The following is a 15,545-nucleotide window of genomic DNA, read 5'->3' on the forward strand; positions in this document are numbered from 1 at the left end:
CGGGCTGGTAGTTCCAGCCCGGTTTTTCGCGTTTATCCCTGAATAATTCGCAGCGATGCCAACCTGACCTCGCCGTATTCATCAGATGCAGCCAAGTCAACGCCCGCTTCAAAGCGCCAGCCGTGGTCGCCCTCAGGGTCATCGAGTATCTGGATCACATGCCATAGGCCCTCACCAGCCTTGCGGTCAATCGAAATCATATCGCCGCCGCGAGCCTTTGCATCGATCCCTAGGTCATCGTATTCATCGAAGTAGTCATCCATCGCGGCAGGCCAATCTGGCGCATCGTCGAGGTAGTTGTCCAGGTCGGCCAGCTCCTCCTCCTTTTCAAAGGCAAAGAGCTGCACGTGGCGAAACATGAGATTGCGCACCATACGGGTAAATGCACGTTCGTTGCCTGTAAGGGGCCGCGACTCGTCGGTGCCAAAAGCCGCTTCCTTGAGAGTTTCCTCGTCCAATGGCTTGTCCGGATCGGCCATCTGCGCCCATTCATCCACCAGGGAGTTATCCACCTGCACAACGAGCTCGCCGAGCCATTCCACAATGTCCCGGAGTTCCTCGTTAGCGGCTTCCGGAGGGAGAGTGTGTCGCAAAGTGCGCCAGGCATCGGTGAGGTAGCGCAGGAAAATACCTTCAGAGCGGGCAATTCCATACTCAGATACCACGTCCGAGAAAGTCATGGCCTTTTCCACCATCTCGCGCACCACAGACTTGGGCGACAGCGAAAACTCACGCACCCACGGGTGACCTTGAGCATAGGTGTCGAATGCGCCCTCCAGCTCGTCGGCAAGCGGCATCGGCCATGTGATGTCTTCGACGATGTTCATACGTTCGGTGTAATCAACACCCTCGGCCTTGAGCGCGGCGATTTCTTCACCGCGTGCCTTTTTCTGCTGCGCGATGAGCAGTGGGCGAGGGTCTTCCAGAATTGACTCAAACACACTGATGACATCGAGTGCGTAGTTCGGGCTGTCCTTATCCAACAGTTCGAGCGCGGCGATGGCGAAAGGCGACAGCGGCTGATTGAGCGCGAAGTCACGCTGCAGCTCCATTGTCAGCTCGGGGCGGCAGTCATCGCCCTCGCCATGCATGACGACGATTCCCGCGTTGACCAAACCGCGGTAGAGCTCAATTGCGGTCAGAATAGCCTCATTTTGCTGGTGGCGGGTGTCGTGATTGGTGCGCAGCAGATGACGCATGTGTTCGTAGGTATCGCCACCACGTGCAATGACGTTGAGCAACATACCGTTGGTAACTGCAAAGCGGCTGGTCAGCGGCTCCGGTGGCTGAGAAACGATTTTGTCGAAGGTCTTCTCCGACCATGTCACTTCGCCCTTGGGAACGGACTTCAGCCGCAACTTCTTCAGTTTGGCCTCATCCTGGCCGGCACGGCGCCGCAGCTTGGCGTTTTCGATTTCGTGTTCAGGTGCTTCGACAACTACGGTGCCCTCGGTGTCGTAGCCAGCACGGCCGGCGCGTCCAGCGATCTGGTGGAACTCGCGTGACTTGAGAATACGGCTACGACGGCCATCGAACTTGGCCAAACCGGTAATCAGCACCGTGCGAATAGGCACGTTAATGCCGACGCCGAGGGTATCCGTGCCACAGATGACCTTCAGCAGACCAGTCTGAGAGAGACGCTCAACCAAACGACGGTACTTCGGCAGCATTCCCGCATGGTGGACGCCAATGCCCTGGCGCACCAACTTGGAAAGAACTCGACCAAAGGCCGTGGTAAACCGGAAATCGCCAATCTCTTCGCGAATCCGCTCCTTCTCCTCCTTCGTCAGCAGCTTCAGACCGGTCAGTGCCTGAGCCTGTTCAGCTGCTTGGCGCTGGGAGAAAAAGACGATGTAGATTGGGGCTTTGCCGGATTCCAGCAACTCCGCCAGCGTGTCATGAACTGGTGTGTAGACATAGTGGAAATCCAGCGGTACCGGGCGCGTCGTACCTGTAACGAGGTTGACGTCGAGTCCCGTGCGTTCCTTCAAATCCGTCTCAAACTTTTGAGTATCGCCGAGAGTGGCGGACATCAACAGGAATTGGCAACGGGAAAGCTCGAGCAAGGGCACTTGCCATGCCCACCCGCGATCGGGATCCGCATAGAAGTGGAATTCATCCATTACCACCTGGTCAATATCGGCGTCGGCCCCGTCGCGCAGGGCGATATTGGCGACAATTTCCGCAGTTGCGCAGATGATGGGTGCACCACCGTTGACGGTGGCATCGCCGGTCATCATACCGACGTTCTCAGCGCCAAAGACCTCGCAGAGGGCAAAGAACTTCTCGCTGACCAAGGCCTTAATAGGCGCTGTGTAAAAGCTGCGCTGGCCACGAGCGAGGGCGCAGAAGTGGGCAGCAATAGCCACCATGGACTTGCCCGAACCTGTCGGAGTGGCAAGGATGACGTGGTCGCCACCAGCGAGACCAATAGCGGCCTCCTCCTGGGCCGGGTAGAGCGTGATGCCCTGATCCCTGGTCCAGGCAATGAACGAGTCCATAATCGCATCGTCGAAAAGGGACTCTGGAACCTCAGCTAGGTCGGGAAGCATTTCAGATAGTGACACGCTTCCCACCCTAGCGGTAACCCCGGATTAGAAGCGGAACCAGGGCTTCCAGCCGCGCCGACGGCGAGGTTGTTCCGGTTCACCGGATTCTTCGCTTTCCGCCTGCTCTTCCCGAGGCTGTTCTGACTCAGGCTGTTCGGCAGTGCCGTCTGCAGAAAACTCCGCAGACCTATCATCCGCCGAGGCCGACTCGGATTCTTCCGAGTGTGCGTCAGTGTCCTCTGATGTAGTTGCCGAGGAATCCGAGCTGGCCGGGGTCTCCGCCTCGTCGTCAAGCGAGGAAGAATCCTCTACTGGGCGCAGCGGTTGAGAAGCGAGGAACCTTTCGAACTCAGCGCCAATCTCGTCGGCCGAAGGCATCTCGCCGTTAGGTCCAAGCAGGGGAGAAGTCTCCAGCTCTTGACGACGTTGAACTTCCTGGTCGTACTGTTCCTCGAGAAGATTGACCAGCTGAGAGACCTCGCCGGAATCATTCGTCTGCGTATTGAGCAGCTCCGCCACCCGCGCGGATTCCTTCTCCAACGCCTCAAGCGGGAGCTCGAGCTTGGCTAGTTTTGCTACCTCCTGCAACAGCCGCAGTGACGCCAGCGGATACTCAGAGGCCGCGACATAGTGTGGCACCTGTGCGGTGAAACCAAAGGCATCACAACCGCGGCTTGCGAGCTCGTACTCAATGTTCAGGCTCGCAGCACCCGGAACTGTGACGCGGTTTCCCCAGGTATGCATATCACCGAGTTTCCGCTTATCTGTGCCATGGGCGATGATGCCCAGTGGTCGGGTGTGCGGAACCGTCATCGGAGCCGAGTACAGCGACACAGTCCGACCGACATCGTAGCGCTCCGCCAACTCTGCAACGGCAGTCGAGAAAGCCTCCCACCGCATGTCTGGCTCAGGGCCAGAAAGCAGCAAGAACGGCTTACCGACGTTGTCGCGAACCACATTGAGTGACAGGTTCAAATCGGATACATCCACAATCTGGTCGTGGTTCATCGTCACAGAGGGACGGCGAGAACGATAATCAATCAGCTCGTCGATAGAAAAGTTCACCAATGGACGGTGCTCGAGAGCATCCAAGAGGAAACTAGCTGATTCCGAGACGGCATTACCGGCATCCGCATAACCGCTAAGTGCAATGACCAGGGTCAGATGGCCCTCGCTTCCCGTTACGTCAGGAACCGGAAAAACTACCTCGTACATATTGCCCTGAGGCTTGTCGGTCGGATCACTCACGTACGACTACCTCCTGCATCACATTTTTCGTCATTTGAAGTAAACAACCACGATACCGCAGAAATTATTCCAGTTATCCACAAGTTGAAAGTAGTCCACAGATGGGCCGATTTTTCCGGTCGCGCACAAGCAAGGCTGTTGCGGATTCGATAACAATGAGAGCCACCAGATGGCGAGAGGATTGTCCGCTGTCGAGCTATTCCAATGGGGGAAAAGGGGTAAGGAATTAATGGGAAACAAACAGAACTTCGGTGCAGGACAAAAGCCTGAAATTGAGCCGAGTGTTTTTTTGACGAACCTGCCGGGAATCGTTGGATTCTATCCGCGGGGGCAGGTAGTGATTGCGGCGTTGTATCGTCAGCAGGTCGAAGATCTCATCGATGGCAAGGTCGAGTTTGATCCGACAGCGCATGCTGGCCCGATGCTGATTAAGGATGTGGCCTCGATGGAGAACAATCCTGACTTGGTGCGGGCAGCCGCGGACTTCCTGCTCGATGAAGGATGCACTCACGCAGATGTGTTTATCATCGACGAATCCTGGGGGATTGAAAAGGACTCCACACCTATTACAGGCTGGCTGCGAGAAGGCGGCCTGTATGAGGTGCGTTTGGCGGGCGTTGCCACTATTGCTGCGGGGGAAGTTGTCACGGACGAGCAGGGAGAGATCGTCGGCATTGTCGGTGACAGTCTGATGACCGACAATGCAAATCTAATCTCCCGGCAGGGAGAGCAGATTTTCAAAAACTATGAGGAGTACCGCAGCTATTTTCGAGGTGGCCAATTCCACGACAGTAAAGACAGGGCTCTGATTGAACGCCTCCGGGAACGAGCGACAGCCGTTGAGCAGCCGAGGAAGCTCAAAATTGGTTCGGACAATCCCGCGCTCATTGAGCACTTCGACATGCTCAAAACCGCCGTGGAAAACGTGGCCGATGGTGTGATGGATGCACATGAGGCGGTGCGCGATGAAAACGCAGGATATGCCATTGCAGCAGCACTGACCAACGTCACCTTGCGCGATATGTCCATGATTTTCATTACTACGCAGTTGGCGCAATCAATGGGAGAAATCTGGCGCGAGGCCGCAATCGTCCACCGCGGCAGCCTGCGTGCTAACGCTTTAGCGTGTTTTGCCATCGCAAAGTTCGCGGCTGGGCTGGAGAACTTTGCGCAAACAGCTCTCGATGAGGCAGCGGGGGAGCAACCGAATCATTCACTGACTCAGTTGCTGGAAATTGCGGTCGCCAATCAAATTGTGCCGAGGTGCGTCGGCACAATTCTTGGAGCAGCACAAGAGGTACTGCGCAGGGTATACAAGGTGAAAATGCCGCGTATTGATTAGCGACCCTGCAAGCTGTACTGCAGTACCTAGCGGTGCGCCGAGTGGGCTCGGTCGCCGAGGTTCTTGGTGTACTCCCATGCATCGGCGACGATGGTTTCAAGCTCCGTCTGGTTGGGCTTCCATCCGAGCTCGTCCATGGCACGCTGAGAAGAGGCAATAAGGGTTGCCGGATCACCGGCTCTACGCGGTGCATCCTCAGCGGGAATCGGGTGACCGGTGACCTTACGGCAGGTTTCAATGACCTGGCGAACTGAAAAGCCGTCGCCGGAACCGAGGTTAAAGATACGGTGGGTTCCCGGCGTGTTGGACTCTAGTGCCAAGACATGCGCATCGGCGAGGTCTTTGATGTGGATGTAGTCACGCACCGCGGTGCCGTCCGGAGTCGGCCAGTCATTGCCAAAGACCATAATCTTGTCGCGGTGACCGAGCGCAACCTGCAGTACCAGTGGGATGAGGTGAGTTTCCACCTCACGGTTTTCTCCAAAACCGCCCCAGGCACCCGCCACATTGAAATAACGCAAGCTGGTAGCGCCGATGTTGTATGCCTTGGCGTAAGAGGCGATGGCGTAGTCCATGGCCAGCTTGGTGGCACCGTAAGGGTTGGTCGGCGCGGTTGGCATGTCTTCGGTAATTGGTGTCTTCTCTGGCTCGCCGTAGGTTGCAGCTGTCGAAGAGAACACCAGGTTATTCGTACCGGTATCACGCATCGCGTCGAGTAGCTTCAGGGTTTGGCCCACATTGTTGTGCCAGTAGTCGGAAGGAACTTCGACAGACTCGCCAACAAGCGATTTCGCAGCGAAATGAACGACGCCGTCGAAGCTGTCGGAGGACAGAACCTCGTAGGCCTTGTCCGCCACATCGCCTTCGACTAGGGTCGCGCCCTCTGGCACCGCATCACGGTTGCCAACAGAGAAGTTGTCCAGAATGGTGACGTCGTGGCCAAGAGAAATCAATACTGCCGAGCACACGCTACCGACGTAGCCGGCACCACCAGTGACGAGGAGTTTCATTTGATAATCACCATGATTGCGTGAGACAGAGTATCCGGAATGTCAAGAGAATGATCACCACGGGCGAGAGTCACGCGGCCGGCGGCAACCTCGGCAAGTGCCTCAGTACCCGGCATAATTCCAGCCTTGTGGAGACGCTTCATGTAGCTCTGCTCGACCTGCAGGATTTCGTTAATCTGGACGATCTCAACGGTGTACTCGCCGGGGTTTAGATCGGACAGTCGGCGAACGTTCTCTAACGACTCTGGTGACTGAGTCCCACCGAGGTCTCCCAAACCGGGAATCGGATTGCCGAATGGGGAGCGTGTGTAAGAGTCAAGCACGTCGAGAAGTTTGCGCTCGACCTCGTCACTCATTACGTGCTCCCAGCGGCAGGCTTCGTCGTGAACCTTGTCCCATTCGAGGCCAATGACATCCGTAAGTAGGCGCTCAGCTAGGCGGTGCTTACGCATGACAGCCGTGGCCAGCCTGCGGCCCTCGTCGGAAAGCTGCAAGCTGCGATCTGGGGCAACTACGAGAAGGCCATCGCGCTCCATGCGCGCAACGGTTTGGCTAACGGTCGGCCCCGACTGCTCAAGGCGTTCGGCAATGCGAGCACGCAAAGGAATGATGCCCTCTTCTTCGAGTTCGAAAATCGTACGTAAGTACATTTCCGTGGTGTCAACCAAATCCCTCACGGTTTTCCTCCGATAACACAGTCTTAAAAGCTTTCACTCAAGTATTAGGATAACCACACTTGCGCAAGAAAGATGTTAGGGCTCGCAAATCTAGTGGCTTTGGTGCTGATTAGGCAGCGAAAAGCTTGGTTCGGTGGGCGCTGCTGAGGCGGAAGGGAGCGTACGCGATGTCGAAAGTTCGACGTGCAGACGAAAACGCCGACCGCCAGTGTGGATGAAACTCCGGCACGGGGTCGGCATTGAAGTCCAGCTCTATCTCAGGGCTGAAATTAGGAACCCTATCGATGTCACCGCCATGTGGCGTTAGTTTGCGTACTCACGCAGCTTGTCAGCACGGTCACCCTCGCGGAGCTTGGACATAACTTCCCGCTCAATCTGGCGGACGCGCTCGCGAGACAGGCCAAAGTGGCGGCCAATCTGATCCAGCGTGCGGGGCAGGCCATCGTCGAGACCGTAGCGGAGCTTAATAACTTCCTGCTCTCGAATCTCGAGAGTGGACAGAACCTTGCGGACATCGTGGTGACGCAGGGAAGCGACAACTGCCTCCTCGGCATCAGTTGCCTCTGAGTCCTCGATGAAGTCTCCCAGAGGAGCTTCCTCATCAGTGCCCACCGGCATGTCCAAGCTCACCGGGTCGCGGGACTGGCGCAGCAGCATCTCGATCTTGGCCTCTGGAATGCCGGATTCCTCTGCCAATTCCTCATTCGTAGCCTCACGGCCGAGTTGCTGGTAGAGCTCACGCTTGATACGAGAAATCTTGTTGACCTGCTCAACCAAATGAACAGGGAGGCGAATGGTGCGCGACTGATCAGCCATACCGCGGGTAATAGCTTGGCGAATCCACCACGTTGCGTAAGTGGAGAACTTGAAGCCCTTGGTGTAGTCGAACTTTTCCATGGCGCGGATGAGGCCCAAGTTGCCCTCCTGGATTAGATCCAGCAGAGGCATACCGCGGTTGGTGTAGCGCTTCGCCAGCGAGACCACAAGACGGAGATTGGCTTCGAGTAGGTGGGCGCGTGCAGCCTTACCTTCCTTTGCCAAAATCTTGACATCACGCTTCTTTGCGCGGGTCATTTTCGCGCCGGTCTGCAGCAAATGCTCGGCGTATACACCGGCTTCAATGCGCTTAGAAAGTTCCACCTCTTCTTCAGCGCTGAGAAGAGCAGTCTTTCCGATGCCGTTCAAATACACACGAACCAAATCGGCGGACGGATTGGAGTTATTGCCAGTGCGGCGCCCCTTGTCCCGTGGCTGACCTTCCAGTTCGTCATTTTGAATATCGGCACTCTTCATGAATCTGCCTCCTGGATTTTTAAGTGGACTCAATAACTACAACGCACGGAGTTACGGAAATGTTCCCGTGAAAGTTGATGAATGTCAATAGGGTAATTTTGCCATGCAAATATAATGTTAAGAAAAACTGCCGCGACTAGCATTCTACGAGAACTGTAAAGGGTCCATCATTGACGGATGCGACCTCCATCATCGCTCCAAATTGTCCCGTTTCGACCGTCAAGCCACGATTGCGCAAGTTCTCGACAATTTTTTCTATGACGGGTCCGGCCTCTGGGCCCGGAGCCGCGTCTACCCACGACGGCCGCCGTCCCTTCTTTGTCGCCCCCATCAACGTGAATTGGCTAACAACGAGCACCGGGGCGCCAGCGTCGACAGCGCTGAGCTCGCCATCCAGAATGCGCAGCTCCGCAATCTTGCGGGCCATCGTTTCCCAAGCATCGGCAGTGTCCTCGCGGCCAACACCTACGAGCGCCAAGATGGCGCCGGTATCGCCTCCGTCAACGTGGCCAACAACGGAGCCGTCGACAGTGACTGACGCGGATTTAACTCGGGTGAGAACGGCTTTCATTTACTGTTTATCCTCCAAGAGCTCGGCGGGGAGAATCAGACCATGGCGAACCAAGTCAACGACGATGGGAACTAGGGCGTCCTTGATTGCAGGGACTTCGGACTCATCAAAGGCTCCAAACATTGCCATGATGTCGATGACGGAGCCCAGGGCAGCTTCGGGATGCAGTGCACCCAGGATGGTTGCGACGGACTCATCGATTGAGTGTGTCCAGGCGGGGCCGTCGGTGCGTGAGATGCGCGTATCGAACTCAGTGAAGCCCTGGCCGCTGTCGACGTCGGCAAGCGAAACGCGTTCTAAGGCGACGCCGGGTCGCACAGTAAAGGCAGCTTCGGGGATGGTGTTAGCAGTTTGTGCGCGAAGCCATTCTGCGCGGCCGAGATACTCCTGGGCTTCGGCGCCGAAAGGAGCGGCCAAAGGCTGCGGCATTTCTTCGCACACGGCGGAAGTCGGGCCGGCAATGCGTTGGACTGTGATGTAGCCGAACCCGATGCCTGTCACGCCGCTGTTGCGGAAGTGCTCCAGCCAGGCACGGGAGCGCTCGCAGCCCTCTGGGCTGCGGGGGTCGATGGACTCGTCTCGAAGCCAGGTGCCGATGTATTCCGCCGGCGTGGCGACATCTCGTTGTGTTACCCACACTTCGAGGCCTTCAGCAGGGAGCCAAGAGGCGATGCGCTGTTGCCAACTTTCGCCTTCGATATGGGCCCAAGCACCGAGCAGATGCGCCGTGCCGCCGTCGGTGAGATGGTCGGCCAGACCGCGGATCATAAGTTCGGTGGCACCGTCCAGATTCAATCCTGAGTCACGGTAAACATGTTCCACACTTGGCAGCCCTACGACGAACGGCGGGTTCGCCACAATGCGGTCAAACTTCTTGCCTGCAACCGGTTCAAACCACGAACCTTCGACGGCCTGCGCCTGGTCGAAGCCATTTGCGGCGAAAGTAGCGCGGGCAAAAAACAGCGCCCGGGGGTGAATGTCCGTCGCGACAATCGACTTTGCATCCGGCTGGGCAAGACTCTGGACGCCACAACCGGCACCGAGGTCGAGTACGGATTCCACCGCCGAGGTCGGCGAAATATCGAGGAGGGAGCGGGAAGCCCGCCCTACGCCCAAGACATGATCGGGTCCAGGAACGTGATCGCTCATAGAGGCATCGCGGTCGGAAAAGACAATACGGTCGACTCCCGCAATCTCGACCGGGCGCACATCGATACACACCTGTGCGTTGGTGGCGGTGCCGGCAAGTATGCCGCTGCCCAGTAACTTGGCTGTCAGCTCAGCCCCAAATAGCTGCTGTGCGTCGGCGAAATCGCCCAGGATGAAAAGACGCAACGCGGTCACAGTGTCCGCAGAAACGCCCTCAGTTTCGGTAAGCAGAACATCGACAACGCCGGGCTCACCGCGGTCCAGCGCGGCCAGTCCCTCGGCGCCTAGGACTCGACGCAGTGACTCACTGGAAAACTCAAGGCGCCTGAGCGCGGTGGCAAATTCCTCCGCACAGTCGACAAAATCACGAAGCTGCTGATCAGTCGGTGGGGTGAAGGTGGAGGGGGAAAAGGTCATCGTAGGCACTACCTTCGTCGTAAAGCGGGGCGGAGGGGCTAGTTAGGGGAGCTTGACGACGAATCGTCGTCTTCCGGCATATCGATGACATTTGCGTCATCGAAGGGATTTGAGGTGGTCTCGTTACCGGACTGCGTCGGTGCGTCGGTGTCTTCGGTACTGGCGGCAGAACCGAGCGCGCGCATCTCTGCTTCCTTGAGGGCGCGCTGGCGTTGCTGCTCCTCCCATTTGCGGTTTTGCTCGCGTACAACTCCAGGCTTGTAGACGCGCGGCTTACGCTTGTCAGCGGGTTCTCCAACGCCATTGGCGATGACAACCGCGATCCACGGCATGGGTACGGAGACGACCATGAGAATCGCTGCAATCCACGGCACATCCCACCACAGATAAAAAGCGCCGGAAAGAAGCAGCAGCGGAATGCGAGACCATTGCAGAGCCGCGTAGACGTGGCGGCGGTGGTCATAGTTGCGAATCCGAGAGCCGCGGGCGTCGGTAATCAACGCCGCGTCTTTCTTGCGTCGCCGGGAACTTCCGCGTTTCGGCAGCGCGGAGTCGCGACGGTCATTGATTCGCGCCATGGTTGTCTAGCATACGCCTGTGGCGTGGGGTCGTCTCAACTAGCTATGTCCGTTGCAGCCGCATGCTCGCGTAGTCGTAGCGATGTTGTGGATGGCTGTGGAAGGCAGCAGTCAGCAGCGGCCAGCACCTGGGTCACTGGGCATAATTTGACCGATGGGGCACAATTGGAATCTGTGAGCACTCCATTGAAGACGACAAAGACGATTGAACGCACCGATACCCGCGTCGATGAGTCGACGAGGGACGATACCCCGAAGTTCTTCCATTACGTCAAGAAGGACCAGATCGTGAACTCCGCGGTCAACGGCTCCTACGTCGTTGCTCTGTGCGGTGAAACCTTCCCTGTGAAGAAGTCAGCGAAGCCGGGTTCACCGGTATGCCCTGACTGCGAGCGGATTTACAAGTCCCTGCGTCGCAAGTGAGCGGGCTTCGTAAATGGCAGCAGGAGGCCCTCGACAAATACCTGGCGACTAACCCCAAGGACTTCCTTGCAGTGGCGACACCGGGCGCAGGTAAGACGACCTTCGCCTTGCGTATCGCCAGTGAGTTGCTGTCGCGCCGGATCGTCGAGCGCATCATCGTCGTGGTTCCCACTGAGCACCTGAAAGTGCAGTGGGCTGCTTCCGCTGCTCGTTCGGGGATTGCGTTGGATCCCAAATTCACCAACGCCAAGGGTGTGGTAAACCCCTCCTACCAGGGAATTGTTGTGACCTACGCCCAAGTCGCAGTGCATCCGTTTAAGCACCATGCCGTAGCCACCGCTCGGCCGACATTGGTGATTCTGGACGAGGTGCACCACGGCGGCGATGCCAAGAGCTGGGGCGACGGTATTTCCGAAGCTTACGGCGATGTCGAACGCCGCCTGTGCCTAACTGGTACGCCGTTCCGCTCCGATGACGCAGCGATTCCGTTTGTTCGCTACTCGCCGGACGGCGATGGTTACTCGCGTTCCGTCGCCGATTACACGTACGGCTATTCCAATGCGCTTGCCGACGGCGTCGTGCGCCCAGTGGTCTTTTTGGCTTATTCCGGTGAAGCTCGCTGGCGTGATAGCGCGGGTGATGAGTTCGCTGCGCGACTGGGCACCGTGATGAGCCCAGAGGAGACCACGCGTGCTTGGCGCACCGCGCTTGACCCAAAGGGCGAGTGGATGCCATCTGTGCTGCGGGCAGCGCACACCCGGCTCTCGCAGATGAGGCAGCATATCCCGGACGCGGGTGGCCTGGTTATCGCCTCCGATGCGGCAACTGCCCGTGCGTACAAACGCATTCTCGAGCAGATTGCCTCTACGCCGGTGGCGTTAGTGCTCTCGGATGAACCGGGCTCGTCGGAACGAATCAAGACTTTCTCCGAGTCCACCGATGAGTGGATGGTAGCCGTGCGCATGGTCTCCGAAGGCGTGGACGTGCCGAGGCTGGCGGTCGGTGTGTACGCGACAAGTTCCTCGACTCCGCTATTCTTCGCGCAGGCTATCGGACGATTCGTGCGAAGCCGCATGCCGGGGGAGACTGCTTCCGTCTTCTTGCCGTCGATTCCGGTGCTGCTCGACTTGGCCTCGCAGATGGAGGTGCAGCGCAACCACGTGCTCGGCAAGCCGGATCGGCCTTCGGAGGGCTGGGAAGATGACTTGGTCGCTGAGGCCAATCGCCGCAAGGATGAGCCCGATGAATTGCTGCCGGCCTACGAATCCATTGGCGCGGATGCTGAACTCGACTACCTCATCTACGACGGCTCCTCCTACGGCACCGCAACCGTTGCTGGTTCCGCCGAAGAGGCCGATTATCTGGGTTTGCCAGGGCTTCTCGACGCCGATCAGATGCGACTCTTGCTGCGTCAGCGGCAGGATGAACAGCTTAAAGCCGCCAGTGCCCGAGAGAAGGAAGCCCGCGAGGAGGCGAGGGAATCGTCGTCAAGCGGGGGCGAAGGGGGCGCGGTGCACCGGATTGAGGGATCGGCGTACCCAAGGCCGCAGAAGGTGGCCAGTGAGGTGTTGCCGAAGTTGCGGAAGGAGCTCAATACGCTGGTGTCGATGACAGCGGCGCGAACCGGTAAGCCACATGGTCAAGTGCATAACGAGGTTCGGCGCGCCTGTGGTGGCCCGCCGACTGCGCTATGTACGGAGGAACAGTTGCGTGATCGCATCAGCTACCTGCGTAATTGGTAGGGTTTCAAACGAACTGAGCAATCTATGGTGGAGAGAAGAATGTCGGCAAGCAGTGATAAGTCGAGGCCGTCAGAATTGACCGGCGGTGGTTTGTCAGCTGTACCAGGCAATGACGGTCGGACTATTGGCGTGCTGGCACTGATCTTTGGCGTCGGCGGACTCTTGATGTCCTGGATGATTGTTGGTGGCATCCTCGGTGTCTTTGGCATTGTTCTGGGCATCATCGCGATGGCGAAGGCAATGAGTGCCAAGAAACGCGTGCAGGCAGCCGGGGGAGACGCGGTCATCAGCGGTTCGTTCGGATTGGGCGTGGTCGGCATTGTGACGGGTATTGCAGCCGCCGTGGTGTCGCTGATGCTGTATTCGTCGACATCAGATGCGATGTCGAAGTGCGAGAAGTTCGAGCGCACCTCTGGAGAGTATGCCGAGTGCATCTCTAAGCAGATGGGTACTGATCAGCCAAAGAAGCAATCGGAGTGAGTTCGGAAGCGACATCAATGGCGGTCTTACTTTGTGCCCGGAGTTTTCGGTCAACGCCAGATACGCAATCAGGAAATGAGCTAACCCCGTAATCCACCCCCGAAGCCCAACTGCCTGCAGTTTCGGCCGGGGGTTTCTTAGTGAAATCTCATATTTGGCCGAGTGTTGGTAATGATATTGGTGTCAGAAAGTACCCACATTTGGCATCCCCTACATGCGGTAAACGTTTGAACATGCGTGCAATACAGGATGTCTGCTGATTATTAAATAGGAGCGTGAATCGTGGCAGCGACATCTACGCGCGACAACTCCCCGGAACTGTCACCTGGCCAACAAGACCGTGGATACCTCAGCCGAGAGCTTTTCCGTAAGCGCACCGGTCTAGGACTCGGTATCATCCTGGCCCTGCTCGTGTACTTCTTTATGCCGGCTGAGCTCGATCACAACCTGCGTGCAACCGCAGGTGTAGCAGTGCTTATGGCCGTGTGGTGGATGTCCGAGGCTATCCCGATTGCCGTTACGGCTCTGCTGCCGCTGGCTCTATTCCCGATTCTCAACCTCGCGGAGATTAAGGATTTCTCGGGCAAGTACACAGACCCGACCATCTTCCTCTTTATGGGCGGCTTCCTGTTGGCGCTGGCGATGCAGCGTTGGAACCTCCACAAGCGCGTCGCATTGTGGGTTCTGGTGCTCATGGGGTCGTCACCAAAGATGCTGATTCTCGGCTTCATGGTGGCTACTGGCTTCCTGTCGATGTGGGTCTCCAACACGGCCACGGCCGTGATGATGCTGCCAATCGGTGTGTCCGTCCTGAGCCTCATTGTCCGAATGCTGCACGATGAAAAGGTTGCTGCAGAGGATACGGGCTCTGCGAGTGAATCCGTCGCTGAAACCCCCGGTGGGGATGCGCTGGAGGAGGCCGAGGAGTCGTCGTCAAGCTATGACCCGATGCCAAAGTCAAACTTCGGTATCGCGCTGATGCTGGGTATCGCTTACGCGGCATCGATTGGTTCGCTGGGCACCATTATTGGTACTCCTCCGAACGCTATGCTGGCGGCCTACATGGCGGAGCAGGGAGTCAATATTGGGTTCGGCCAGTGGATGCTGCTCGGTGTCCCGGTGGCGGTTGTGCTCATGCTCTGTGCATGGTTCCTGCTGACAAATGTTCTGTTTAAGCCGGAGATTACGCATATTCCAGGTGGGCGCGAACTCATGCGTGACGAGTTGAAGCGCCTTGGCCGTATGTCGACTGGAGAGCGCCGAGTGCTCCTGGTGTTTATCGCGGCGGCACTGGCGTGGGTCTTTGTTCCGGTGCTGCTGCCCGACACCAAGATTGCCGATGCGGTTATCGCAATGACCGTGGGTATTGCGCTGTTCATTATTCCGGGCGGTCCTGATGGCGTTAAGCTTATGCGTTGGGAAAATGCGTTAGAGCTGCCGTGGGGCGTGCTGCTGCTGTTCGGTGGTGGCCTCGCACTGTCCTCGCAGTTCGGTGCCTCTGGGCTGTCGGACTGGATTGGCGAGCAGCTGTCTACTCTCGGCTGGATGCCAGTGGCTGCACTCGTGGTTGTCGTCGGCGCCGTTGTGCTGTTCCTGACCGAGTTCACCTCTAACACCGCGACGGCCGCGACCTTCCTGCCGCTGGTTGGTGCGATGGCAATCGGTCTGGGCCACGACCAGATGATTTTCGCCGTTCCAGTTGCACTGGCAGCTACTTCGGCCTTCATGATGCCGGTTGCAACACCGCCGAACGCCATCGCCTACGGCTCCGGCTACGTCAGCATGGACAACATGGTCAAGGCCGGTGTTTGGCTGAACGTCGTCGCACTGATCGTGATTTCTGTGGCATCGCTGACGCTGCTGCAGTGGGTATTCGGCGTCGTGTACTAGCTGGGTATGTAGTAGCCCGTAGTGGATGGTGGGGCAGCGCGCTGAACCGCCACCGGACTGCTTCGCCTAGCGTTGCTCAGATACTCCTTCGCCCCGTTCCACTTCGGTGGTCCGGGGCTTTTGGCTGCAAATGTGAAACTGTGTGAGTTTATGACACTTTCAGGCCATTTTTCAGG

The 15,545-nt window shown here is 57.7% G+C and carries 13 protein-coding genes; 5 read left to right on the forward strand and 8 right to left on the reverse strand.

The window, feature by feature from the left end:
* Positions 1 to 32: 32 nt before the first annotated feature.
* Positions 33 to 2,552, reverse strand: a complete 2,520-nt coding sequence (locus tag CHU70_RS09320; protein ID WP_101738652.1) for an RNA helicase — start codon at positions 2,550 to 2,552, stop codon at positions 33 to 35.
* 42 nt (positions 2,553 to 2,594) lie between these two features.
* Positions 2,595 to 3,797, reverse strand: coding sequence for a PAC2 family protein (locus CHU70_RS09325; protein ID WP_016422640.1), 1,203 nt, complete (start codon positions 3,795 to 3,797; stop codon positions 2,595 to 2,597).
* Between the two features lie 229 nt (positions 3,798 to 4,026).
* On the opposite strand from CHU70_RS09325, the gene CHU70_RS09330 reads away from it, so the two are divergent.
* Positions 4,027 to 5,139 carry a DUF4192 domain-containing protein gene (locus tag CHU70_RS09330; RefSeq protein WP_242451390.1) on the forward strand — a complete coding sequence of 371 codons (1,113 nt, stop codon included), beginning with the start codon at positions 4,027 to 4,029 and terminating at the stop codon, positions 5,137 to 5,139.
* Between the two features lie 26 nt (positions 5,140 to 5,165).
* Here the strand turns inward: CHU70_RS09330 and galE are convergent, their stop codons facing one another.
* The 6 genes from galE to CHU70_RS09360 form a co-directional block, all read right to left on the reverse strand.
* Positions 5,166 to 6,149 (reverse strand): UDP-glucose 4-epimerase GalE, encoded by a 984-nt coding sequence (gene galE, locus CHU70_RS09335; RefSeq protein WP_069358725.1) that lies wholly within the window; start codon positions 6,147 to 6,149, stop codon positions 5,166 to 5,168.
* Positions 6,146 to 6,826 carry a metal-dependent transcriptional regulator gene (locus CHU70_RS09340; protein ID WP_016422643.1) on the reverse strand — a complete coding sequence of 227 codons (681 nt, stop codon included), beginning with the start codon at positions 6,824 to 6,826 and terminating at the stop codon, positions 6,146 to 6,148. The genes galE and CHU70_RS09340 overlap by 4 nt, the downstream gene beginning before the upstream one ends.
* Positions 6,827 to 7,129: 303 nt before the next feature.
* Positions 7,130 to 8,119, reverse strand: coding sequence for a sigma-70 family RNA polymerase sigma factor (locus CHU70_RS09345; RefSeq protein ID WP_016422644.1), 990 nt, complete (start codon positions 8,117 to 8,119; stop codon positions 7,130 to 7,132).
* Between the two features lie 136 nt (positions 8,120 to 8,255).
* Positions 8,256 to 8,690: a D-aminoacyl-tRNA deacylase gene (dtd, locus tag CHU70_RS09350; protein ID WP_049170914.1), complete on the reverse strand. Its 435-nt coding sequence runs from the start codon at positions 8,688 to 8,690 to the stop codon at positions 8,256 to 8,258.
* Positions 8,691 to 10,256, reverse strand: coding sequence for a methyltransferase (locus CHU70_RS09355; RefSeq protein ID WP_147719059.1), 1,566 nt, complete (start codon positions 10,254 to 10,256; stop codon positions 8,691 to 8,693).
* A 38-nt stretch (positions 10,257 to 10,294) separates the two neighbouring features.
* Positions 10,295 to 10,834 (reverse strand): DUF3099 domain-containing protein, encoded by a 540-nt coding sequence (locus CHU70_RS09360; protein ID WP_016422647.1) that lies wholly within the window; start codon positions 10,832 to 10,834, stop codon positions 10,295 to 10,297.
* Positions 10,835 to 11,008: 174 nt separating this feature from the next.
* Here CHU70_RS09360 and CHU70_RS09365 point away from each other — a divergent pair, with 174 nt between their 5' ends.
* The 4 genes from CHU70_RS09365 to CHU70_RS09380 all read left to right on the forward strand — a co-directional run bounded on the left by CHU70_RS09365 (position 11,009) and on the right by CHU70_RS09380 (position 15,369).
* On the forward strand, positions 11,009 to 11,257 hold the full coding sequence (locus CHU70_RS09365; protein WP_005509477.1) for a DUF3039 domain-containing protein: 249 nt from the start codon (positions 11,009 to 11,011) through the stop codon (positions 11,255 to 11,257).
* On the forward strand, positions 11,254 to 12,999 hold the full coding sequence (locus tag CHU70_RS09370) for a DEAD/DEAH box helicase (protein ID WP_048733265.1): 1,746 nt from the start codon (positions 11,254 to 11,256) through the stop codon (positions 12,997 to 12,999). The genes CHU70_RS09365 and CHU70_RS09370 overlap by 4 nt, the downstream gene beginning before the upstream one ends.
* A gap of 39 nt (positions 13,000 to 13,038) precedes the next feature.
* A complete protein-coding gene (locus tag CHU70_RS09375) occupies positions 13,039 to 13,479 on the forward strand; it encodes a hypothetical protein (RefSeq protein WP_016422649.1) in 441 nt (146 codons plus the stop codon).
* Positions 13,480 to 13,761: 282 nt separating this feature from the next.
* Complete coding sequence (locus CHU70_RS09380; RefSeq protein ID WP_049170921.1) at positions 13,762 to 15,369, forward strand: DASS family sodium-coupled anion symporter; 1,608 nt, start codon at positions 13,762 to 13,764, stop codon at positions 15,367 to 15,369.
* Positions 15,370 to 15,545 lie beyond the last annotated feature (176 nt).

Source organism: Corynebacterium sp. LK10 (assembly GCF_008042455.1).
GTDB classification, from domain to species: Bacteria; Actinomycetota; Actinomycetes; order Mycobacteriales; family Mycobacteriaceae; genus Corynebacterium; species Corynebacterium jeikeium_D.